The organism is Rhizobium rhizoryzae (assembly GCF_011046895.1).
GTDB classification, from domain to species: Bacteria; Pseudomonadota; Alphaproteobacteria; order Rhizobiales; family Rhizobiaceae; genus Neorhizobium; species Neorhizobium rhizoryzae.
In genome coordinates this window covers 2,788,029-2,810,526 of the sequence record NZ_CP049250.1, presented here as the reverse complement: position 1 = coordinate 2,810,526, position 22,498 = coordinate 2,788,029, and the positions used below count along the sequence as shown (strand labels likewise).

The following is a 22,498-nucleotide window of genomic DNA, read 5'->3' as shown; positions in this document are numbered from 1 at the left end:
AGAGAGGGGCGCCAACGGTCTTGAAAGCTGTGCTGCTCGCCAGTAATACGGGGCCAGATATACGCTTTCACGAGGCGAGCCCGATGATTGATTTTGAAGCAGCGCGGACCAAGATGGTGGAAAACCAGATACGGACCACCGACGTCACGTCGCACTCCGTGTTGCGCGCATTTTACAATGTTCCGCGCGAAACCTTCGTGCCGGAAAAGTCGAGGGCGCTGGCCTATATTGATAACGACATCCAGATCGCGAATGGTCGTTACCTGATGGAGGCGTCTCCACTCGCCAAGCTCTTGCAGCTTGCAAAGGTCACCAAGGATGATGTCGTTCTGGAAATCGGCTGCGGGACAGGCTACGCGACCGCAATCCTCTCGCATATCGCTGGCACCGTCGTTGCGATCGAGAGCGATACGGAATTGAGCGCTGCGGCCACTGCAAACCTCGCGGCGTTGGGTTGCGATAATGCTGCGGTGGTGACAGGCGAGCTCGAAAAGGGTTACGCAGCCGAAGCGCCGTATGATCTCATCTTTATCAACGGCTCCGTTGAAGACGTTCCTGAAGCCTTGTTCTCCCAACTGCGGGATGGTGGTCGTCTTGTTGCAGTTCTCGGATACGGGAACGCCTCCACTGCAAGGGTTTTCCTCAAGGAGCATGGCGTCATTTCCGAAGCTTCGCATTTTAACACGTCGGTGAAGCCGTTGCCGGGCTTTCGAAAGTCCAAGGAATTTGTGTTCTGATCAGAATGGGCGGCCCTCGGGTCGCCCTTTTTGTTTCGGTCATGCCCTTACGGGGTGTGGCGGCTGACCAGCAGCTCCTCTGCCCGCTGATGTTGAGAGTCTTTAGCTTCTTCTGAACTGAAGCTCCTGTGTTTCCTTGAGAAACCTGTGCATCCGGTTGACCAATCGGTCTCCGGTAATTGTGACGCAGCATCCCCTCGCGTAGAATCAACCATGATTCGTTGCCTGCTAGCATATGTGTGATGCGGGGCTCGACTTTCAGATCGGGGATAAAAATGGCTCAGCCAAACGTCGCGCGTGAACCCTCCATGGAAGAGATCCTGGCATCCATCCGCCGGATCATCGAAAGCAATGATCCGATCAGCGAAAGCCAGTCGGTCAGGGGCGCGCAAGCTTCTTCTTATTTAGAAGATAGCGAAGAGTTCGATGTCGAGTCGGACTATGACGATGGCTACATGCCCCAGGTCCCTGCGAATGACCCGGGCATGTCCTATGCGGAACCTGTTCACGCCGAGCATTCGAGAGCGGTTATGGAAATGAGAGAAGTTGCGGCAGATCCGCCGCATGTTAGCGAAAAGTCACTATCTCTGGCAGATGTCGCAGCCAGGGTTCGTGCCGGGGCAGCACGACCCGCCGAGGCTGGAGCGGCAGTTCATTCAGCAGCCCCTCAACCCGAAATGCACCGTCCAGTTCCACAACCCGTGCAGCATCCCCCCTATGTGAATGCAGAGCGGGCGCGCCCCGTCCAGGTGCAGCCGATCGAGCAGCCTTCTGCTCAACGGGATCAGGTATACCGCGACGCTGCGAATGCTCAATCGCACGAAAATCGCGAGCAGACATTGCCGGCTCGCATCGAACAGGCCACCTCGCTGTTGTCTGAAGAGGCGGGTGCGCAGATTGCGCGGTCTTTCAACGATCTTGCTCAGGTTGTGAATGGTATCGAGCGCGAGACCGTTGAAGACATGGCGAAGGACATGCTGCGTCCCATGCTGCGTGAGTGGTTGGACGATAATTTGCCGACCTTGGTCGAGCGGCTTGTGCGCGAGGAAATCGAGCGCGTAGCGCGCGGCCCGCGGCGGTGAACGGATCCTGTCACCCTCAATAGCCGCCCTTGAGGCGGCTTTTTTATTGACTCGCATCTGGCAGTCCTATTTACAGCCAGCAACGAGAACTCCAGGTTTTGGTCCCAAAATGCTCGAAAAAACTTATGATTCCGCCTCTGTTGAACCGAAGATCGCAGCCGCATGGGATGATGCCGATGCGTTTCGCGCCGGTGCGAATGCAAAGCCGAATGCGGAAACCTTCACGATTGTCATTCCTCCGCCGAACGTGACGGGTTCCCTGCATATGGGCCATGCCCTGAACAACACGCTTCAGGATATCATGGTCCGTTTCGAGCGGATGCGCGGAAAAGACGTGCTTTGGCAGCCGGGGATGGACCATGCGGGTATCGCGACCCAGATGGTAGTGGAGCGTAAGCTTGCGGAAGCGCAGCAACCCGGTCGTCGGGCTCTTGGTCGCGAGGCCTTCATCGACAAGGTCTGGGAATGGAAGGCTGAATCGGGCGGATTGATCTTCAACCAGTTGAAGCGGCTTGGTGCGTCCTGCGATTGGTCACGCGAGCGGTTCACGATGGACGAGGGCTTGTCGAAGGCTGTGCTCGAGGTCTTTGTGACTCTCTACAAGCAGGGGCTAATCTATCGTGGCAAGCGCTTGGTCAACTGGGACCCGCAATTCGAAACCGCGATATCGGACATCGAAGTCGAGAACCGCGAAGTCGATGGCCATATGTGGCATTTCAAATATCCACTGGCCGGTGGGGAAACCTACACCTATGTGGAAAAGGATGCCGACGGCAATGTAACCTTCCAGGAAGAGCGCAATTACATCGCGATCGCGACAACGCGTCCGGAAACCATGCTTGGCGATGGTGCGGTGGCCGTTAATCCGTCAGATGAGCGTTACGCGCCAATCATCGGAAAACTCTGCGAAATTCCTGTTGGCCCCAAAGAGCATCGTCGCCTTATTCCAATCATCGCGGACGAATATCCGGATCCAGCCTTCGGGTCGGGCGCGGTCAAGATCACCGGGGCGCACGACTTCAACGACTACCAAGTCGCTCGCCGCAACAACATTCCGCTGTATCGTCTGATGGATACGCAGGCGCAGATGCGGCAGGACGGCGAGCCCTATGCTCGTTGCGCGGAGCAGGCGCTGGCGATCACGCGTTCTGGCCAGCTTCCGAGCGAGGCGGAGGTCGACGACATCAATCTTGTTCCGGAAGAATATCGTGGGCTGGATCGCTACGAGGCGCGCAAGCGGATCGTTGCTGCCATCAATGCGGACGGTCTTGCCGTCACGACCAAGGACGCAGAGGGCAACGATGTGCCCTATGTCGAGAACAAGAAGATCATGCAGCCATTCGGCGACCGCTCGAACGTCGTTATCGAGCCTATGCTGACGGACCAGTGGTTCGTGGATGCCAAGACCCTTGCCGAGCCCGCCATCGCTTCGGTTCGCGAAGGACGCACGAACTTCGTTCCGAAGAATTGGGACAAGACCTATTACGAGTGGATGGAGAACATTCAGCCCTGGTGCATTTCGCGCCAGCTCTGGTGGGGTCATCAGATCCCGGCCTGGTATGGACCGGATGGGCAGGTCTTCGTCGAGAAGACGGAAGAGGAAGCTCTGGACGCAGCCGTCCAGCACTATCTGGCGCATGAAGGACCGTGGAAGGCCTGGGTTCAGGAAAAGCTCGAAAACTTCGAACCTGGCGCGATCCTGACGCGTGACGAAGACGTTCTCGATACGTGGTTCTCGTCGGCGCTCTGGCCGTTCTCGACGCTCGGCTGGCCAGACCAGACTCCTGAGCTTGCGCGCTATTATCCCACCAGCGTGCTCGTCACCGGCTTTGACATCATCTTCTTCTGGGTCGCCCGCATGATGATGATGGGCCTGCACTTCATGAAGGATGAGGATGGCAATCCCGTCGAGCCGTTCCACACCGTCTATGTGCACGCGCTTGTGCGTGACAAGAACGGACAGAAGATGTCGAAGTCGAAGGGCAACGTCATCGATCCGCTTGAACTGATTGATGAATACGGAGCCGATGCGCTGCGTTTCACGCTGGCGATCATGGCGGCGCAGGGGCGCGACGTGAAGTTGGACCCGGCTCGCATAGCAGGATATCGCAACTTCGGCACCAAGCTGTGGAACGCAACCCGTTTCGCGGAAATGAACGGCGTCAAGCGCGATCCGAAATTCCTTCCGGAAGCCGCGACGCTGACGGTCAATCGTTGGATCCTGACGGAGCTTTCCTCCACGATCGCGGATGTAACGACTGCAGTCGAGACACAGCGCTTCAACGATGCTGCAGGCAGTCTTTACCGATTTGTCTGGAATCAGGTTTGCGACTGGTATCTCGAACTGCTGAAGCCAATTTTCTCTGGAACGGATGAGGCAGCCAAGCTCGAAGCCCAGGCTTGCGTGGCCTATGTGCTGGAAGAAACTTACAAGCTTCTGCATCCGTTCATGCCATTCATGACGGAAGAACTTTGGGCTCACACCAGCGAGCGTGACGGTCTGTTGTGTCACGCTGACTGGCCTGCTCCAAATTTCGCCGACGACGCGGCAGCTTCGGAAATCAACTGGCTGGTCGATCTTGTCACGGGTATCCGCTCGGCTCGTTCTGAGATGAACGTGCCACCATCGGCCAAGGCTCCCCTGATCGTGGTTGGTGCCTCTGCCTTGACGCAGGGCCGCTTGCAGAGGCATCAGGCAGCAATCGAGCGCCTGGCCCGTGTCGAAACCATTGAGCTTTCCGATACGGCACCGCGTGGAGCGGCGCAGGTCGTGATCGGCGAGGCAACGGCGTGTCTTCCGCTTGGAAGCCTGATTGATCTTGGAGCCGAGAAAACACGGATCGAGAAGGCGCTTGGGAAGGTGCAGGCCGATATTGATCGCGCTGAAAAGAAACTCGCCAATGAGAAGTTTGTCGCCAATGCCGATCCGGAAGTTGTGGCGGCCGAGCGCGAACGGTTGAGCGAAATGCAGTTGCAGCAGGCAAGCCTGAAGACAGCACTTCAGCGGATTGCCGAAGCAGGCTGATTCTTTTCAATATTGCTAAACTAAGGCCTCGGCGTTTCGCGCCGGGGCCTTTTGTTATCATTTCGACCAAACTGCCTGAAATTCGATCTGTTTTTGCGCCGTTTGCGCGAATTCACGTAATGTTGCTCGCGGGCAACATTCAGCTCATCGTGAGAACATTAGACTACAGAGATACGGAAATACATTCATTCATTAGAAAAATAATGCGACTGAGTAGGCGTTTTTGACTGCCCATTGCGAGCTTACGTAAATTTTTCTGCACATTCTTCACAATGGCCGGAATGTGTCGAAGTTGTGTTTTAATCTGCGACAATTAGGCTGTGTGATGGTCACTTACCTGGGAGTGGGAGAATTATGGTAAGAACTCATCTTGCAAAGGGCCTTCTGGCTGCGGCGGCGGTCAGTGCTCTTAACACGAGCGCTTTGGCGGGCGGCCTCGAGCGCGGCGGCTATAATATCGACCTGCTATACGATCGTTCATCCGTAGCAATCGAGTCGTCCGCAACTTATGTTGCTCCTCAGCGCAAGCTGAAAAATGTTCAGGACGTCGATCGCACAGATGGTCTCGGTTCGAATGGTTTGAACGGTGGCACAACCACTGCTGACGACTCGGAAAACTATTGGATCCCGCGCGTTGGCATCAAGGCCGCAATCGGCGATGCAGCAGACTGCATGTTCGATTATTCGCAGCCATGGGGTGCACATACGAAGCCAGGTCGCAACTGGCGCGGTGCCAACGAGAACATCGAAACAAAGGTCGAAAGCGATAATTACGCAGTTACCTGCTCGTACCGGTTCGATGCTGGTCCGGGTCAGTTGCGTGTCATCGGCGGCACGTTCTATCAGGAAGTCAGCGGCTTCAAGGAAAGACTCGTTGCGCCTGCCGGTTTCCCCGGCGTGGTCGGCAACGGTATCGGTCGTCTTGAGCTGAAAGATAGCGCGTGGGGCTGGCGCGCTGGTGTTGCCTACGAGATTCCCGAATACGCATTCCGGGCAAGCCTCGTTTACAACAGCGAAGTCAATCTCAACGACATTTCCGGGACCTTGAACCTGTCGCAGGTCAATGGCCGTATCCTGAACGTCTATGGCGCCCAGAAGATGCCAGACAGCCTTGAGCTCAAGGTGCAGTCCGGTATAGCCCCGGATTGGCTCGCCTTCGGTTCTGTGAAATGGACTGACTGGAGCCAGTTGCAGACAATCCCGTTCTGCGTCGTCGGCGTGCCGGTTTGCAACGGTGCAACGCAGATCACATCGCTTGAGCTTGGCTATCGTGATGGCTGGACCATCAGCGGTGGTGTTGGCCACAAGTTCAATGATCAGTGGAGCGGTGCAGTCAGCCTCACATGGGATCGCGGCACGAGCCAGGGCTTCGGGACGCAGACGGATACTTGGTCTGTTGGTGCCGCCGTTTCCTACGCGCCGACGCAGAATGTCGAACTCCGCCTCGCCGGTCTTCTTGGAGTCCTGACGTCCGGTTCATCCGGCCCGACAACCATCAACGGTGTCCGTTATGGCACCGATGCAGCCTACACTTTCGGCAACGACCTGGTTGCCGCCATCTCGACATCGGTCAAGGTCAAGTTCTGATCTGATCTGATGTGAGCTTCATGATGACGCCTCGGCTTTCGCAAGCCGGGGCGTTTTTTATTGGCTCCTCGGTTTATCCCTAACGTTAACGGTACAAGATCCTGAAAACGTCTCGGTAACGATGTTTCGACTGTCCGATTTTGTGACGATTCAGCAACAGATTTTTACGACGTTCGATTGTACATTCTTGAGCATCAACTTCTGTCCATTTCCCGCCACAAACGAGGCGCAGCGAGATAGGCAGAAAGAAAGCGGACCTGCGGGGGCGGGGCGCGTATCGGAGTAACATGGGCGATTTCTCGAAGGAAAATCCAAGTTTTCCAGCGAAGCGGGCGTTGTGCTCGACTTCAGGAGGGAATGGAATTCGGAGTTCGGCGGAAGCCGCAGTCTTGCCGAAAACGCATCTTATGCTTTCGATCGTTGCCCGTTTGCAAGGCAGGCGAGCTGATCCGGTCCAAGTGTCTTTGATGAGTGCACCGGAGCAAGTGTTCGGAGTAGGTGCATGACAATGGTGAGCAGCCGCGATTCTCTTCGTCATCGAGAAACATGTTCGTCGATCTTTGCCATGTCAGCTTCAATCATCGGCATGGTTAAGGAAGCGTAAAGATGCTGATGTTCTCCAAAGCTTCTTTTGGGCTGATGACGCTCGGGCTGGTTATGGCGTTCGCGCCTGCCCGCACTGCTGCCGCTTTCGATATCAGTTCCGGTGTGACCAAAGAGTCAGGTCCGTTTGACCTTTTCAAGTTCGGCTTCAAGGCCTACAAGAACGGCCAGAAAAAGGATGCTGTCGAAGCCTATCGCTATGCTGCGGAAAAGGGGCATACCGGATCACGATGGGCGCTCGCCAACATGTATGCCTTCGGCGACGGCGTTGCGAAGAACGATTATGAGGCCTTCAAGATCTACAACGAGATCGCCAGCCAGGGCATCGAGCCCGGCTCGGAAGATACCGGCTTTTTTGTCAACGCCCTGCTGGCTCTGGCGGACTACTATCGCCACGGTATTCCGGGGTCTCCGATCCGCACAGATCTGTCTCAGGCGCGTCAGCTTTATTTCCAGGTTGCTTCGACCTTTGGCGTGGCAGAGGCGCAGTTTCAGCTCGCCCAGATGATGCTGACGGGTGAGGGCGGCGCTCGCAACGTTCTGCAGGCAAAGAAGTGGCTGAATCAGGCGCGTAAAGGCGGGCATGCCGGCGCCATGTCTGTATTCGGCAACCTTCTGTTCCAGGAAGGTCAGTCGGTGCGCGGTCTCGCTTACATGACCGCCGCACTGGATCGTTGCGCCAAGAACGAATGTTCCTGGATGCAGCGATTGCAGGAAGATGCGTTTTCTCTGACAACCGAACAGGACCGCCGCAGCGCCATCGTGCTGGCCCAGCAGTTCGACGTGGAAGACGGCGGCGACTGAATTTTCGCCGCCCAACAGCCTGTTCTGTATCAGGCGAAGTTGAACGTCCCGACGACCGGCACGTGATCTGAAGGCTTTTCCCAAGCCCTGACCTGTTTCTCGATTGAGGTACTGACCAGTCGGTCGGCCGCTTCCGGTGAGAGAAGCAGATGATCGATGCGGATGCCGTTATTCTTCTGCCAGGCACCGGCCTGATAATCCCAGAACGTATAAAGTTTGGTCTGGTCTGTCGTTGCTCTGACAGCGTCGAGAAGCCCCAGATTCTCCAGCCGGCGAAACGAAGCGCGGGTTGCAGGCAGGAACAGCGCATCCGTTGCCCAGGCGGCGGGGTCGTAGCAATCGTGAGGCTCTGGAATCACGTTGTAGTCGCCGGCGAGAACCAGCGGCTCTTCCAGAAGCAGTCGGTTTGCCGCATGTAGCCGCAACCGCTCCATCCAGGCCAGCTTATAAGGATACTTGACCGGATCATCAGAAGGGTTGCCATTGGGAAGATAGATGGATGCAATCCGCACAACGCCGGACGGTACAGAAAACACAGCTTCGATGTAGCGAGACTGTTCGTCGCTATCGTCGCCCGGCAGGCCGCGAATCACATCTTCCGGCCTCAGCTTTGACAGAATGGCGACGCCGTTGAAGCCCTTTTGTCCATGAGTTTCGACGTGATAGCCGAGCGATTCGATGTCTGCTCTCGGGAACCCTTCATCGACCGACTTTATCTCCTGCAGGCAAACGATGTCGGGTGAGAAATCACTCAGCCACTGGCGCAGGTTTTCGATGCGGGCTTTGATCCCGTTTATGTTCCAGGTGGCGATCTTCATTATGGCTTTCCCGATTGCCCTGCTGTTTTAACCCAAGGAGCAATCAATGAAAGTAGAAATCGACGATCAATCTCAGATCGAGAAGCTCGTTCCACAGCCGCAACTCGCCACGGCATTAGGATTTTTGATCTGGAACGATTGACCCAGCAGGTTATCGACAAAGTCGATTTCCGATCCCGTCATGTAGACCAGCGAAAGACTGTCGATCAGCACTGTGGCGCCGTCTTTCGAAATCACGAGATCGTCTTCTCCCTGGGCGTCCACGACGTCAAATTTATAGGAGAAGCCGGAACAGCCGCCTCCTTCTACGGAGACACGCAATGCTTTCTTGCCGGCATCGGCAGATACGATCTCGGCAATGCGCCGGGCAGCGGATTGGGAAACGGTTACTGGGGCATCTGTCATGGTCTATTCTTGCCTTCTGGCCGGGTTCAAGGCCCGGAGATTGCTGCAATCGCTTTGCGTTGCTTCGCTGTATAGGTATGAAGGGTTGAAGGGCGCGTCAATGGTGCTTCGCGTCTGTATGTTATGCGCAAAACGGATGGATCATGTCAGTCGATACACGCATTCTTGGTTTTGGCAGCGGCGAACGGGCTATTTTCGCTTCCGATCCGTGGCAGAGCCGGGGGCGTCTCGTACCGGAGAATTCCAGTCTGACGCGGTCGGAATTCCAGCGGGACCGTGACCGTATCGTCCATACCACTGCCTTTCGCCGCCTGAAGCACAAGACGCAGGTCTTTATCGGGGTGGACGGCGATCACTACAGAACGCGGCTGACCCATACGATCGAAGTAGCGCAGATCGCGCGCGCACTCGCCAGGGCCTTGAAGATCGACGAGGATCTGGCTGAGGGCGTGGCGTTGGTTCACGATTTCGGTCATACGCCCTTTGGACACACTGGCGAGGACGCTCTGCACGAGGTTCTGCTGCCCTACGGCGGTTTTGATCACAATGCGCAATCGCTTCGCATCGTTACCAAGCTTGAAAGGCGCTACGCTGAATTCGACGGCATAAACCTGACGTGGGAAAGCCTCGAAGGCCTGGTGAAACACAACGGTCCCCTGATGGATCGTTCAGGAGCAGGTACACGCGGTCCCGTTCCGCAGCCCATTCTCGACTATTGCGAGATCAATGATCTCGAACTCGCAAGTTTCGCCAGTCTCGAGGCGCAGGTTGCGGCGATTGCCGACGACATTGCCTACAACACGCATGATATCGATGACGGACTGCGATCCGGCTATCTGACTTTCGACATGCTGGAGGATGTGCCCTTCCTTGCGGCGATGATGCGCGAGGTCAGGGCGAAGTATCCGAGCCTGGAGCCTGCCCGCTTCGCAAACGAAATCATGCGCCGACAGATCACGCACATGGTCGAAGACGTGATCGGTGTTGCGCAGCGGCGCCTTGAGGATCTGAAACCGCAAAGCGTACTCGACATCCGTGCCGCGGATCATGCCATTGCGACCTTCTCGGATGAAATGGCGGAAACGGACAAATCCATCAAGAAGCTGTTGTTCTCGCGCATATACCGGCATCCCGAAATCATGCGGATCCGGGCCGGGGCGGCGCAGATCGTCACAGATCTCTTCGGAGCCTACATGCAAGACCCATCAGAGATGCAGAGCCACTATTGGGTCAGTCATATAGCCGGGCTCAGCGAAGCAGCGCGCGCACGCCATGTGGGCGACTATCTGGCGGGGATGACCGACACTTATGCTGTGAAGGCCCATATGCGCCTGTTTGACCGCACCCCTGATTTGCGTTAGGCACCCCACCGAAACCAATTGATTGGCGGCCTTTCCGCCCTTTTTGCTGGGATGCAGCACCATGAACCTGTTCGCCGATTTTGAAGTTCGGATCAAAGAGGCACTTGAATCCATCGATCTCATTCGTGAAAAGCGCGAAAGTGTCGATTTCAATCGTCTGACTGTCGAGCCGCCGCGCGATCCAAGCCATGGCGATGTTGCGACGAATGCTGCCATGGTGCTCGCAAAGCCGCTGGGTACCAATCCTCGCGCGCTGGCAGATGTCATTGCAGAGCGCCTGAAGCAGGATGCTGATATCGTAGACGTAACGGTGGCCGGTCCCGGCTTCATCAATATTCGCTTGTCCTCCGCCTACTGGCAGCGACTGCTCGCCAGCATCATCCGTGATGGCGAAGGCTACGGGCGTTCGGCGGTCGGGGCAGGGCGCAAGGTCAACGTCGAATTCGTTTCGGCAAATCCTACCGGACCGATGCATGTGGGCCATTGCCGCGGCGCTGTCGTCGGTGATGCGCTGGCCAACCTCATGGCATTTGCAGGCTACGAGGTTACCAAGGAATACTACATCAACGATGCCGGCTCCCAGATTGATGTGCTGGCAAGGTCGGTCTTCCTTCGTTACCGCGAAGCATTGGGTGAAACGGTCGGTGAAATCCCTTCTGGCCTCTATCCCGGAGACTATCTTGTGCCGGTCGGCCAGGCGCTCGCCAAGGAATTTGGCACGAAGCTGCACAACATGCCGCAGGACGAGTGGATGCCGATCGTCAAGGATCGTGCCATCGACGCGATGATGGCGATGATCCGGGAGGATCTGGATGCTCTCAACGTCCATCATGACATCTTCTATTCGGAACGCGGTCTCCATGCCGATGGCGCGGCCCGTATCCGTCAGGCGATCAATGATCTGACATTCAAAGGGCATGTCTATCGTGGCACGCTTCCGCCGCCGAAGGGCCAGTTGCCGGAAGACTGGGAAGACCGCGAGCAGACGCTGTTCCGTTCGACGGATGTCGGCGATGATATCGACCGTCCGCTGATCAAGTCTGACGGAAGCTATACCTATTTCGCGGCGGACGTGGCCTATTTCAAAGACAAGTTCGACCGTGGCTACAACGAGATGATCTACGTGCTCGGTGCCGATCACGGTGGCTATGTAAAGCGTCTGGAAGCGCTGGCCCGTGCTGTGTCCGGCGGCTCGGCGAAGCTGACGGTTCTGCTGTGCCAGCTCGTGAAGCTCTTCCGCGACGGCGAGCCGGTAAAGATGTCCAAACGTTCGGGAGACTTCGTAACGCTACGTGAGGTGGTGGATGAAGTCGGCCGTGATCCTGTTCGCTTCATGATGTTGTACCGGAAGAACTCCGAGCCGCTGGATTTCGATTTCGCCAAGGTGACTGAGCAGTCCAAGGACAATCCGGTCTTCTACGTCCAGTACGCGCATGCTCGCTGCATGTCGGTTTTCCGCCAGGCCAGGGAAGCTTTTCCGGACCTCGACACCGAATCACTTGACCTCGCAGCCGCTGTTTCAGGGGTGTCTGACCCGGCCGAAATGCAGCTGATTGCCAAATTGGCGGAGTTTCCGCGCATAATTGAGGCTGCAGCGCTGGCTCAGGAGCCCCACCGGCTTGCTTTTTACCTCTATGATCTGGCAAGTTCCTTTCATGCGCACTGGAATAAGGGCAAAGATAACCCCGACTTACGGTTTGTTAAGGATAACGACCGAGAATCCAGTATCGCCAGACTTGGGTTGGTGCGCGCTGTCGCGTCCGTATTGAAGTCCGGGCTTGCCATTACTGGCACTGCTGCACCGGACGAAATGCGATAGTCACGCCACCATTTACCCATATTGCGCTGGCATGAGCATTGGTTAGCGTAGGTAAGTGGACAAGGGTATGGCAAACAATAACGTGGCTTATGGCCGTAGCGGCGCGCCTGACGTATTTGCGGATGATGATCCGCTTGCGGAATTGGCGCGCATTGCGGGCTATGATGAGCGGTCCCCCTTGCGACCTGTGGCGGAGCAACCGCCACGGCGAGAGCCGGCGTTCAATCTCGAAGATGAATTGCTTCGCGAGCTCGAGGATTATCAGGATACGCGTCCGTCGGTTTCTGCGGAGCCGGTTCTGTCGCGCCCGGCCGAGGCGCCTGTCGCTCGTTCCGAGCCACCCATGACGCCTTCCGCGGGCGCGGTTTCGGCGCGTGTGAGCGCGCCGGTGGCTGACCCGTTCAACGACGAGGAATTCGATACGCTCGATCGTCGCGATCCTATGTCGCGAGCTCATGTGGTCGATCAATTCGGAATGGCGCCAAGGCGTTCCGAGGCTTCGTCCTTGCGTGCGTTCGAGCCAGAGACTGTGCCGCGACCGGTTGCAGATATGGCTCCTGCTGTTGCTGCGCCTATGGATGTTGCAGGTCTAGATAACGATCTGATTTCCGAGCTTGAGACATCATTGACGCCGGTCGAGACGCGTCCGATCAAAGCGACGCGGCCCCCGGCACGGGCTTATGAGCCCGGCTTCCGGATGCCTTTGGCAAACTTCAATCCGGCCTCTGTGCCGCGTCACGAGCCTGCACCGGCAAGTGCTTTGCCCGATCTAGCGGAAGGATCGATTTCCGCTTCTGCTTCAACACCGGTCGACAGTTCGGTGTGGGAAGAAGAGCTGGCTCGTGTTGCTGCCTTCGCGATGGCGCCGCCGCAGGTCCCACGTCAGGCAGCCGTCGCGGAACTGCCGCAGGTTGAGGCTTTCCGCAACGAGGATCGTGCGGCCCAGGCACGTCTTTCCGCCGACCTGCCTCCCGTAAGCTCTATAGCGCCGCTCCCGGACTTTGCGGTCCTCGATGAACGCTTTTCCGACCAAGGTCGTGTGGGCAATCAGCAGAAAGAGCCTGCGCTCGGTTCTGATCTGGATGATGACTTCGAACTGGCCCTCGATGAGATCGAATTCGATCTTTCGGATCTGATGGATGAGCCGGATACTGCCGCAACTCCAGCTCGGCCGGTCCAGCCTGCCCCTGCGGTTCAACCGCGTGCGGAAGCGGTCGGCGCAACTCAGAATTCAGCGCCGAAACCTGAGCCGCAAGTGCCGTTTGCCGCTGCATTCGAACCGCGTCAGGAATTCCGTCCAGTGCCGTCCAGCGTTGCTGCGGTTCCAGCTTTCCTGGCAAACTCACGTTCTGCGGCTGCCATGGGTGTAGGTGCACCGGTTCAGAGCCAGCCGGTCTCGATTGATGCAGTGCAGCCGAATGGTCCCGTCCGTTCTGCTCCGCAGGCGGTTATCGATGAAGCGACTGGTGATGGAGAGGCTTTCGATCCCGCGCTGCTGGCCGATACGGATGAAATGCCGGAGACGGTTCCGGATCTCAACGTACCCGAGCTTCCAGTCCATGAACCGGAACAGCAGCCCGTTCAGCATTCGGAATTCGACATTGATCTTGATGCGGAGCTCGCTTCATTCCTGACGCAGGCAAATGCTGGACCGCAGCCGGTCTCCGTAGCGGCGCAGCGTGCGCGCAACGCCAGCTCCAGCATTTCAGTCGCAGCTACTCCTGACCCGAAATCCACGGCACGTCCTTCCGATGGTCTCGACGACTTTGAGCGTGCTTTGGAGGAAGATTTCCGTCGCAGCCTCCAGACACCTTTCCCGGCGCGGGCTGTGCGGGAGGAGGAGATGGATGATGATGCCATCTATATGGCACCCCGCAAACGGCTGAACTGGATGCTGCCGGCGTCAGCGGCAGGCTTCGTTGCGATCCTTGGTTTGTCCGGCTACGCGTTTTACGCAAGCCAAGGTGCGAAACTGACAGGTGACGGCGGGCCGGTGGTCATTGCTGCCGATACGCAACCGGTCAAGGTTGCGCCTGAAAATCCGGGTGGAAAGATCGTTCCGAACCAGGACAAGGCTGTCTATGACCGCGTCGCAACGGGTACGCTGGATGCGCCGAAGCAGCCTTCGCTGATTTCTTCCGACGAGCAGCCGGTAGATGTCGTTCAGAAGACTTTGGAAACCTTGCCAATGGAAGCCGAGGGCGAGGGCATTGAGTCCGCTTCGACGCCGGTCGGTGAAACAGAAGATGCACGTCTGCTGCCGCAGCAGGTAGCTGCTGCCACAGCCGGTCAGGATCAGCTGGCGGTGATGCCGCGCAAGGTCAAGACGATGGTTGTTCGTCCGGACGGCACACTTGTCGAGCAGATCAAGGAAGTGCCTGCAAAAGCGGGACAGGTTCCGGTGACGGCCGTCAAGACCGAGAAAGTTCCAGCGGCGCCGGCATTGGCTGAGCCGACCAAGACGGCGGCGACGTCTGCAAGCCAGCCTGTAGTTGCGCCGGTGTCAGCCGCCGCTACCACGCCTGCAGGTGCTGTTCCGACGACGACCGCGTCGACCCAGACCAACAAGACGCAGGCACCTATCCCGGGCGCGCGTCCTGCGGAGCAGCCGGTCAAGGTTGTTGCAGCTGTCACCGATCAGGGTGCAATCCGTGCCGCTGCTTCTCCTGCAGCCACGGCTGCTGCCGCTATTCCGCCAGCTGCTGCCCAGACAGGCGGCGCGGGTGGGTACTACCTTCAGGTCGCTTCGCTTCCGTCTGAAGCGGACGCCCAGAAGTCCTACAAGAACCTTTCGGCCAAGTTCGGCAATATTATTGCAGGTCGCGGCGTTGATATCGCCAAGGCCGAGATCGCAGGAAAGGGCACCTTCTATCGTGTTCGGATCCCTGCAGGCAGCTCCAAGGACGAAGCTGCCGCTCTGTGCGAAAAGCTTCGTGCTGCCGGTGGTAGCTGCCTGATTGCACGCTGATTACCCTCATCTTTCAAAGATTGAACGGGGCGGAAACGCCCCGTTTTCCGTCGGGGCATTGCCCGCTAACGTATTACATCCAGAACGGTCTCGAAAAGGAAAGAAGATGAGCAACTGCAAGGCAATGATCCTTGGATGCGCCGGCACGGAATTGTCTGCCGAGGAAATCGCGCTGTATCGCGATCAGCAGCCTTGGGGTTTCATTCTGTTTGCTCGCAATCTCAAGGACGAGGCTCAGATCCGCAATCTTGTCCAGTCAATGCGGGATGCAGTTGGACGTCAGGATGCCCCTGTGCTGATCGATCAGGAAGGCGGGCGCGTTCAGCGTATCCGCGCGCCGATGGCTGAAAACTATCCGTCGGGCTCGGTTCTCGGTGCGCTTTATGAGCAAGATAAGGCGCGGGGATTGCGCGCTGCATGGCTGATGTCGCGTCTCCATGCGTTCGATCTGACCAAGCTTGGCATCAACATCAACTGCCTGCCCGTTCTCGATGTTGTTGTGCCCGGAGGGACGCCCGCCATCGGGAATCGTTCTTACGGAGAAAACACGGCGACGGTGGCGGCTGTTGGTAAAGCCGCAGCCGACGGTCTGAAGGCTGGCGGCATGTTGCCGGTGATGAAGCACATGCCAGGCCATGGCCGTGCGATGGTAGACTCCCATCACGACCTGCCGGTGGTATCGGCATCTATCGATGAACTCGATGCGCACGATTTTCTGCCGTTTCGTCAGATGAAAGATGAGCTTATGGGCATGAGTGCTCATATTGTTTTCACGGCGATCGACCCCGAAAACCCCGCAACGACATCGCGCAAGGTCATTGATGAAGTTATTCGTGGGCGTATCGGCTTCGATGGTCTTCTTCTCTCGGACGATAGTTCGATGAACGCGCTGAAAGGCACACTGGGCGAGCGTGCTGCCAACATTATTTCCGGCGGCTGTGATATTGTCCTTCATTGCAACGGCGTCATGGAGGAAATGAAGCAGGTCGTCCGCGAGGTCCCGCTTCTATCCGGCAAGAGCTTGAAGAGGGCCGAAGCTGCACTGGCAGGTTTTTCCCCGGCAGACACATCCAGCGAGGCCGATTTGCGTGCCGAGTTCTGGTCGCTTATACCAGCAGCGTAAACCGTTCCGCTTTTCTGCTAGCATCGGCCAGCGGGAGGAGGGGCTTCTCCCACAGGCGCGAGTATAGCGATGGCCGTCGATAAGCATACCTCCATTCCGATGGACAAGCTTTGGCAGGATAGTGAGGCGCGAGGCGTCAGCGAGGCGGCGCTCGTAATCGACGTGGGCGGCTTCGAGGGGCCGCTCGACCTTCTGCTGCACCTGGCGCGCAATCAGAAGGTCGATCTTGCGCGCATTTCCGTCCTTGCGCTGGCAGAGCAATATCTGGAATTCGTCGAGAGTGCCCGTCGTGTTCGGATCGAACTTGCCGCGGACTATCTGGTGATGGCTGCCTGGCTCGCCTATCTCAAATCGAAACTGTTGATTCCCCAGCAGTCGAGGCAGGAGGATGGTCCTTCAGGGGAAGAGATGGCAGCGGTGCTCGCATTTCGTCTCAAGCGGCTGGAGGCCATGCGCGAGGCTGCAAGTCACCTCGTCAACCGGAACCGGCTGGGCAGAGATGTTTTTGCTCGCGGTGCGCCGGAGCATCTGCCGGACAGGGCAGGCAAGACGTTCGAGGCCGAACTTTACGATCTCCTTCATGCCTATGCCAATTTGCGACAACGCCAGGCAATCACGCAAGTCACAATAGAACGTCGCAAAGTCTGGTCGCTGGTGGAGGCGAGGGAACTGCTCACCTCAATGTTGGGTGAAATCGGCGACTGGACATCGCTTCAGGCTCATCTTGTTGAGTTCCTTCCCCCCAACGATCGCGTGACTGCGACTGCAAGTGCCTTCGCTGCATCGCTTGAACTGGTGCGTGAGGGGAAGCTGGAGATGAGGCAGGATTCGGTGTTCGGCAGTCTGTATCTGAGAAGTCCCCTTAACGCACGTCTCAAGGCTCAAATGAGGGAGAAGCCTGATGTCGATAACTGACGTCGAGATGGCCGGGAACGGATACGATAACGCAGAGGAAATCTCACGCCTTGAGCTGGAAGCGGAACGCACGGCTGAAGCGTTGATTTTCGCGTCGGCCGAGCCCGTCTCGGAAGCATACCTGCTCGAGCGGCTTCCCGGCACTGTTGATTTGCGCAGGGTGATGGCGAGATTGGTCCATCTCTACGCTGGCAGGGGCGTCAACCTCATTCGCGTCGAAGACCGTTGGGCATTTCGCACGGCTGCGGATCTGTCTTTCGTGATTCGCCGGGACGATACGGAATCGCGCAAACTCTCTCGTGCAGCGCTCGAGGTTTTGGCGATCATCGCCTATCATCAACCGGTCACTCGCGCTGAGATCGAGGAGATCCGTGGCGTGCAAACCTCTCGCGGAACCCTGGATGTTCTGATGGAAGCGGGATGGGTACGCTTTCGCGGTCGGCGTAGAACGCCCGGTCGTCCCGTCACCCTGGGCACCACGCCACGTTTTCTCGATCACTTTGGACTGGAAGAAATCCGCGATTTGCCAGGTATCGAGGAGTTGAAGGGCGCGGGGCTCTTGCAAGGAAGAATTCCGCCTGATTTTCGTGTACCGCTGCCATCGTCTGCTGATGAGTTGGCCGAGGACGAAGACCCGATTACCCAGCTGGATCTGGAGGAGCTCGGTCTCTTGACACCCGGTGGCACACCGGACGATTAGCGATTGAGAGAGCTGAGGTCACGGAAGGCATGCTGTTAAATACAGATGTAAAGCAACGAGGTGGCGGGGCTGCTCTGCGCAGGACTGCCGGGGTCACGTTTGCCGCAAGCCTGACCTTCGAAGAAATCCACCACCACTATAACGGCAAAGAAACGATTCGCGGCATAAGCCTCGAGGCGCGCCCGGGCGAGGTGCTGTGCCTGTTGGGACCATCAGGATCTGGCAAGACGACACTGCTGCGGATCGCGGCCGGTATCGAGTCGCAGACGCGCGGGCGTGTGTGCATCGACGGTCGCGAAATGGCAGGTCCTCAATGCTTTGTTCCGCCAGAAAAGCGCGGCGTTGGCCTGATGTTTCAGGACTACGCACTCTTCCCGCACCTTTCAGTGCTCGATAATGTCAAATTCGGGTTGACCGCGCTTCCTTCGTCGGAGGCATCAGCCGAGGCGATGGTGGCGCTTGAGCGGGTGGGTCTTGCGCACTATGCGCAAAAGTTTCCGCACGCGCTCTCTGGCGGCGAGCAGCAACGGGTCGCGTTGGCCCGTGCGCTCGCTCCCCGTCCTGGTGTTCTATTGATGGACGAACCTTTTAGCGGGCTTGATTCGCGGCTGAAGGATTCGATTCGGGCTGATACGCTTGATGTCCTGCGACAAAGCCGCGCAACAGCCATCGTCGTGACCCACGATGCGGAGGAAGCCATGAGAATGGCAGACCGCATTGCCCTGCTCAGTAACGGTCAGCTGGTCCAGCTCGGCAAGTCGCAGGATCTATACAGGAAACCACGATCACTGTTTGCGGCCGGTTTCTTCTCCGAGATCAATATTTTGACGGGACGAGTAACATCGGGTCGCGTTCAAACTCCGCTCGGAGCCTGTGATTCCGGTACAATTGCCGATGGTCAGGAGGTGGAGATCGCGGTGAGGATATCGTCGGTTTTCGTTCGCGCCGATGGACCCGGTGTGCCCGCTCGGATCATCACGCGCCGCTTTCTCGGGGTGGTCGAACTGTTGACGCTGGCCGTGGAGGGGCTTGATGAGCCGCTTCGCGCACGTATCCGTGCCGATCAACTTTCGGAAGGTCTGACTGACGTGGTTGTGAACGTTGCGCCAGAAGACATTTTGGTGTTTGAAAAACATTCCTAAACATCTTACATCGTTTAGACGCGCAATTACGGGAGTGAGTTATGGGTTCTTTTAGTGTGTGGCACTGGCTGATCGTTCTGGTCATCGTGCTGATCTTCTTCGGGCGCGGCAAGATTCCGGAATTGATGGGCGACGTCGCCAAGGGCATCAAGAGCTTCAAGCAGGGCATGTCCGAAGACGAGAACAAGGACGCGACGCCGACTGCGACGCCTGCCAAGACTGTCGATCACCAGCGCGAAGAAACAAAGTAAGTCGCCGGAACGCGTTCGCGTTCCGTGGCGGGAGTATAGCCCATGCTGGACATCGGCTGGACAGAACTGCTTGTCATTGCAGTTGTCTTGATCGTCGTGGTTGGCCCCAAGGATCTACCGCCTATGCTTAGGGCATTTGGCAAGATGACGTCCAACTTGCGAAAGATGGCCGGAGATTTTCGCACCCAGTTCGATGAAGCCTTGCGAGAGGCGGACATGGACGGTGTGCGGCAGACGATTGATGATGCCAAGCGGTTTCATCCCGCGAACGCAATACGCGAGGCGATCAATCCTCTGCGTGAAATGGGCAACGAGATTCGCAACGATCTGCAGAAAGCGACCGAGCTCCCTGGGGCGAACACGTCCGATGCTGCCACAGACTCTGTCGCGACGACGTCCGTCGATGATCTGATTCCGCCGCCTGCGTTTTCCCTGCCGGAAACCCCACCTCTCACGCCGCCGCCAGCCGCCTCTGTTACGTCTGCTCAGGCTTCCCCTGCAGTCGTTACGCCACAGCCGCAGGCCTCGGGTGGTGCTGCTGCGTCACCATCGACGCCGCCCGTGGCGTCTGCCTCGGGGACAGGCAATTCACCTGCGGTTTCTGGCGCAGGGCTGACAAAGGCACCGGCTGAAACGTCGTCCACGTCTTCGGTTCCTGCGCCAGAAGTTGCCAAGGCCCCAAGGTCGCGGAAACCATCGACACCAAAGCTGGTCGCACCAGCGGTACCCGCCGTCGTTTCCGGAGCCGGGGCGGATGAGGTGGCAGTCAAACGAACACGCACGCGAAAACCTGCTGCGGATGTGAGTGAGATTTCCTCCGAAAACTCGGTCACGACAAGAAAAACCGCATCGAAGAAATCTGTGGCTGTCGAAGGTGCGTCTGACGTCAAAACCGTCGCGCCTGGTGCACGCAAGAAAAAGACGTCTGCCTCCAAGGATCAAGCATGAGCGGCGATTACAACGATAAGCCTCAGCCGTTGATCGAGCATCTGATGGAGTTGCGCACGCGACTCATCTGGTCGCTCGCCGCCTTTTTCGTGGCGTTCCTGGTCTGCTTCTTCTTTGCAAAGCAACTCTTCAACCTGCTGGTCGTACCCTACAAGTGGGCGGTCCTCTGGGCTGGCCTCGATCTTTCCAAATCAGAGCTGATCTATACGGCGCCGCAAGAGTTCTTCTTCACGCAGGTGAAGGTGGCGATGTTCGGCGCACTGGTGATCGCGTTCCCGATCATTGCCTCGCAGTTGTACAAGTTTGTCGCACCTGGCCTCTACAAGAACGAGCGGGCGGCGTTCCTGCCGTTTCTCGTGGCTTCACCGCTCCTGTTCCTGCTTGGCGGTGCGCTCGTCTACTTCTTCTTCACGCCCATGGTCATGTGGTTCTTCCTGGCCATGCAGCAGGCGCCAGGCGAGGGGGATGTGGCCATCTCGCTGATGCCCAAGGTTTCGGAGTATCTCTCGCTGATCATGACGCTGGTCATGTCATTCGGACTTGTTTTCCAGCTGCCGGTTGTCACAACGCTGTTGGCTCGGGTCGGTTTGTTGACGAGCGATTGGCTGCGCGAGAAACGCAAGTTCGCAATCGTCATCGCGTTTGTTGTTGCGGCAGTTCTGACACCCCCGGATCCGCTGTCTCAGATCGGCCTTGCACTGCCGACGATCCTTCTCTACGAGATTTCCATCTATGCTGCTCGACTCGTCGAGAGGAAGCGCGAGGAGGAAACGGCCTTGGCTGATACCGAATCTGCTTCATCCGTCGCGACGTCCGAGAAGGCTTGAGGACAAGTTCCGGCATCGCAGCATTCTCGGCCGGATTGGAAACAGAACGGCCGGGACCGACGTCGCGGCCATAACCCGCAGATGATCTGGAACGACCATGCTCGATATCAAGTGGATTCGCGAAAACCCGGCAGCCCTCGATGAGGCGCTTCAAAAGCGGAGCGCCGAGCCGCAGGCGCAGGCAATATTAGCGCTTGACGAGACGCGCCGATCCGCGATCCAGAAGCTGCAGGATATGCAATCCCGACGCAACGCCGCCTCCAAGGAAATCGGCGCAGCGATGGCGCAGAAAAACACTGAGCTTGCCGAGCAGTTGAAGCAGGAGGTGGCCTCGCTCAAGGATACGATGCCGCTCGTCGAGCAGGAAGAGCGTGCAGCTGTTGCTGCGCTGGATGACGTGCTCTCCCGCATCCCGAACATTCCACTGGACGATGTGCCTGTCGGCAAGGATGAGTCCGATAACGTGGTAACACGGGTCGTCGGCCAGAAGCCGGGTTGGAACCATCCTGCACTGGAGCATTTCGAAATCGGCGAAGCTTTGGGCTACATGGATTTCGACCGTGCTGCCAAGCTTTCTGGCTCGCGATTTACGGTACTCACGAGCCAGTTGGCCCGTCTCGAACGCGCGCTCGGCCAGTTCATGCTGGATCTGCATACGCGCGAACACGGATATACCGAGGTTTCGTCCCCGCTGATGGTGCGGGATGAAGCCATGTACGGCACCGGCCAGCTGCCGAAATTCTCCGAGGATCTGTTCCGCACGACTGACGGGCGCTGGCTTATTCCCACAGCCGAAGTAACGCTGACAAATCTGGTCTCGGGCGAAATTCTTGATCAGGAAAAGCTTCCACTTCGGTTCACGGCATTGACGCCGTCGTTCCGCTCTGAGGCTGGATCTGCCGGACGTGACACGCGTGGCATGCTGCGCCAGCACCAGTTCTGGAAGTGCGAACTGGTTTCGATTACCGATGCCGAAAGCTCGATTGCCGAACATGAGCGGATGACCGCTTGTGCGGAAGAGGTGCTGAAGCGCCTCGGGCTGCATTTCCGCACGATTACGCTTTGCACGGGTGACATGGGCTTTGGCGCGCGCAAGACCTATGATCTGGAAGTCTGGTTGCCGGGCCAAGACACGTATCGTGAAATCTCGTCCTGCTCGGTCTGCGGTGATTTCCAGGCCCGTCGCATGAATTCCCGTTATCGCAGCAAGGATGACAAGAACCCCAAGTTTGTTCATACGCTGAATGGATCCGGCACGGCGGTTGGTCGCTGCCTCATCGCTGTTCTCGAGAACTATCTGAATGAAGATGGCTCCGTATCAATCCCGGACGTTCTTCTGCCTTACATGGGTGGGTTGACCCGTATCGAAAAGGGCGCCTGATC

Annotated in this window: 17 protein-coding genes and 1 pseudogene; 16 read left to right on the top strand and 2 right to left on the bottom strand. The window is 57.6% G+C overall.

Translation table 11 applies throughout. The annotated features are described in order from the left end of the window. The first annotated feature begins 83 nt into the window (after nt 1–83). From G6N80_RS19360 to exoR, 5 genes are all read left to right on the top strand, one after another. Nucleotides 84–737 (top strand): protein-L-isoaspartate O-methyltransferase family protein, encoded by a 654-nt coding sequence (locus tag G6N80_RS19360; RefSeq protein ID WP_062554655.1) that lies wholly within the window; start codon nt 84–86, stop codon nt 735–737. A gap of 275 nt (nt 738–1,012) precedes the next feature. Further along, the gene (locus G6N80_RS19355) at nt 1,013–1,819 is read left to right on the top strand and encodes a PopZ family protein (protein WP_165136152.1); all 807 of its coding nucleotides are present in this window, start codon (nt 1,013–1,015) and stop codon (nt 1,817–1,819) included. Nucleotides 1,820–1,928: 109 nt separating this feature from the next. Further along, a complete protein-coding gene (locus G6N80_RS19350) occupies nt 1,929–4,844 on the top strand; it encodes a valine--tRNA ligase (protein ID WP_062554653.1) in 2,916 nt (971 codons plus the stop codon). Between the two features lie 354 nt (nt 4,845–5,198). Continuing rightward, the gene (locus tag G6N80_RS19345) at nt 5,199–6,431 is read left to right on the top strand and encodes an OmpP1/FadL family transporter (RefSeq protein ID WP_165136149.1); all 1,233 of its coding nucleotides are present in this window, start codon (nt 5,199–5,201) and stop codon (nt 6,429–6,431) included. Nucleotides 6,432–7,043: 612 nt separating this feature from the next. Then, entirely contained in the window at nt 7,044–7,838 is a 795-nt protein-coding gene (exoR, locus tag G6N80_RS19340; protein WP_156379194.1) for an exopolysaccharide production regulator ExoR, read from the top strand. Nucleotides 7,839–7,867: 29 nt separating this feature from the next. On the opposite strand, the gene xth is transcribed toward exoR, so the two are convergent. Next, complete coding sequence (gene xth, locus G6N80_RS19335) at nt 7,868–8,656, bottom strand: exodeoxyribonuclease III (protein ID WP_165136146.1); 789 nt, start codon at nt 8,654–8,656, stop codon at nt 7,868–7,870. A gap of 72 nt (nt 8,657–8,728) precedes the next feature. Next, nucleotides 8,729–9,061, bottom strand: coding sequence for an iron-sulfur cluster insertion protein ErpA (gene erpA / locus G6N80_RS19330; protein WP_062554649.1), 333 nt, complete (start codon nt 9,059–9,061; stop codon nt 8,729–8,731). A 143-nt stretch (nt 9,062–9,204) separates the two neighbouring features. On the opposite strand from erpA, the gene G6N80_RS19325 reads away from it, so the two are divergent. The 11 genes and pseudogenes from G6N80_RS19325 to serS all read left to right on the top strand — a co-directional run bounded on the left by G6N80_RS19325 (nt 9,205) and on the right by serS (nt 22,496). Then, on the top strand, nt 9,205–10,422 hold the full coding sequence (locus G6N80_RS19325) for a deoxyguanosinetriphosphate triphosphohydrolase (protein ID WP_062554648.1): 1,218 nt from the start codon (nt 9,205–9,207) through the stop codon (nt 10,420–10,422). Between the two features lie 61 nt (nt 10,423–10,483). Beyond that, nucleotides 10,484–12,241 (top strand): arginine--tRNA ligase, encoded by a 1,758-nt coding sequence (gene argS, locus G6N80_RS19320; RefSeq protein WP_062554647.1) that lies wholly within the window; start codon nt 10,484–10,486, stop codon nt 12,239–12,241. 67 nt (nt 12,242–12,308) lie between these two features. Beyond that, nucleotides 12,309–15,209: an SPOR domain-containing protein gene (locus tag G6N80_RS19315; protein WP_165136143.1), complete on the top strand. Its 2,901-nt coding sequence runs from the start codon at nt 12,309–12,311 to the stop codon at nt 15,207–15,209. A gap of 106 nt (nt 15,210–15,315) precedes the next feature. Beyond that, a complete protein-coding gene (gene nagZ, locus G6N80_RS19310; RefSeq protein ID WP_062554645.1) occupies nt 15,316–16,332 on the top strand; it encodes a beta-N-acetylhexosaminidase in 1,017 nt (338 codons plus the stop codon). Between the two features lie 99 nt (nt 16,333–16,431). Further along, the gene (locus G6N80_RS19305; protein WP_165137205.1) at nt 16,432–17,247 is read left to right on the top strand and encodes a segregation and condensation protein A; all 816 of its coding nucleotides are present in this window, start codon (nt 16,432–16,434) and stop codon (nt 17,245–17,247) included. Between the two features lie 7 nt (nt 17,248–17,254). Then, on the top strand, nt 17,255–17,947 hold the full coding sequence (gene scpB, locus G6N80_RS19300) for an SMC-Scp complex subunit ScpB (protein ID WP_244484740.1): 693 nt from the start codon (nt 17,255–17,257) through the stop codon (nt 17,945–17,947). Nucleotides 17,948–17,976: 29 nt separating this feature from the next. Beyond that, nucleotides 17,977–19,089 carry an ABC transporter ATP-binding protein gene (locus G6N80_RS19295; RefSeq protein WP_165136137.1) on the top strand — a complete coding sequence of 371 codons (1,113 nt, stop codon included), beginning with the start codon at nt 17,977–17,979 and terminating at the stop codon, nt 19,087–19,089. 41 nt (nt 19,090–19,130) lie between these two features. After that, nucleotides 19,131–19,340, top strand: a complete 210-nt coding sequence (locus G6N80_RS19290) for a twin-arginine translocase TatA/TatE family subunit (protein ID WP_062554642.1) — start codon at nt 19,131–19,133, stop codon at nt 19,338–19,340. 42 nt (nt 19,341–19,382) lie between these two features. Next, nucleotides 19,383–19,976: pseudogene (tatB, locus tag G6N80_RS23365) on the top strand (Sec-independent protein translocase protein TatB); the annotation flags it as partial. 308 nt (nt 19,977–20,284) lie between these two features. After that, nucleotides 20,285–21,115 carry a twin-arginine translocase subunit TatC gene (gene tatC / locus G6N80_RS19280; RefSeq protein WP_062554641.1) on the top strand — a complete coding sequence of 277 codons (831 nt, stop codon included), beginning with the start codon at nt 20,285–20,287 and terminating at the stop codon, nt 21,113–21,115. Between the two features lie 97 nt (nt 21,116–21,212). Continuing rightward, the gene (gene serS / locus G6N80_RS19275) at nt 21,213–22,496 is read left to right on the top strand and encodes a serine--tRNA ligase (protein ID WP_165136131.1); all 1,284 of its coding nucleotides are present in this window, start codon (nt 21,213–21,215) and stop codon (nt 22,494–22,496) included. The last annotated feature ends 2 nt before the right edge of the window (nt 22,497–22,498 follow it).

Coding starts and splice junctions, on each gene's coding strand:
- erpA (WP_062554649.1), bottom strand. CDS start 9,061: ATGACAGATGCCCCAGTAACCGTTTCCCAATCCGCTGCCCGGCGCATT.
- nagZ (WP_062554645.1), top strand. CDS start 15,316: ATGAGCAACTGCAAGGCAATGATCCTTGGATGCGCCGGCACGGAATTG.
- exoR (WP_156379194.1), top strand. CDS start 7,044: ATGTTCTCCAAAGCTTCTTTTGGGCTGATGACGCTCGGGCTGGTTATG.
- G6N80_RS19315 (WP_165136143.1), top strand. CDS start 12,309: ATGGCAAACAATAACGTGGCTTATGGCCGTAGCGGCGCGCCTGACGTA.
- xth (WP_165136146.1), bottom strand. CDS start 8,656: ATGAAGATCGCCACCTGGAACATAAACGGGATCAAAGCCCGCATCGAA.
- argS (WP_062554647.1), top strand. CDS start 10,484: ATGAACCTGTTCGCCGATTTTGAAGTTCGGATCAAAGAGGCACTTGAA.
- G6N80_RS19305 (WP_165137205.1), top strand. CDS start 16,432: ATGGACAAGCTTTGGCAGGATAGTGAGGCGCGAGGCGTCAGCGAGGCG.
- G6N80_RS19290 (WP_062554642.1), top strand. CDS start 19,131: ATGGGTTCTTTTAGTGTGTGGCACTGGCTGATCGTTCTGGTCATCGTG.
- G6N80_RS19360 (WP_062554655.1), top strand. CDS start 84: ATGATTGATTTTGAAGCAGCGCGGACCAAGATGGTGGAAAACCAGATA.
- G6N80_RS19345 (WP_165136149.1), top strand. CDS start 5,199: ATGGTAAGAACTCATCTTGCAAAGGGCCTTCTGGCTGCGGCGGCGGTC.
- serS (WP_165136131.1), top strand. CDS start 21,213: ATGCTCGATATCAAGTGGATTCGCGAAAACCCGGCAGCCCTCGATGAG.
- G6N80_RS19355 (WP_165136152.1), top strand. CDS start 1,013: ATGGCTCAGCCAAACGTCGCGCGTGAACCCTCCATGGAAGAGATCCTG.
- G6N80_RS19325 (WP_062554648.1), top strand. CDS start 9,205: ATGTCAGTCGATACACGCATTCTTGGTTTTGGCAGCGGCGAACGGGCT.
- G6N80_RS19295 (WP_165136137.1), top strand. CDS start 17,977: ATGCTGTTAAATACAGATGTAAAGCAACGAGGTGGCGGGGCTGCTCTG.
- tatC (WP_062554641.1), top strand. CDS start 20,285: ATGAGCGGCGATTACAACGATAAGCCTCAGCCGTTGATCGAGCATCTG.
- scpB (WP_244484740.1), top strand. CDS start 17,255: ATGGCCGGGAACGGATACGATAACGCAGAGGAAATCTCACGCCTTGAG.
- G6N80_RS19350 (WP_062554653.1), top strand. CDS start 1,929: ATGCTCGAAAAAACTTATGATTCCGCCTCTGTTGAACCGAAGATCGCA.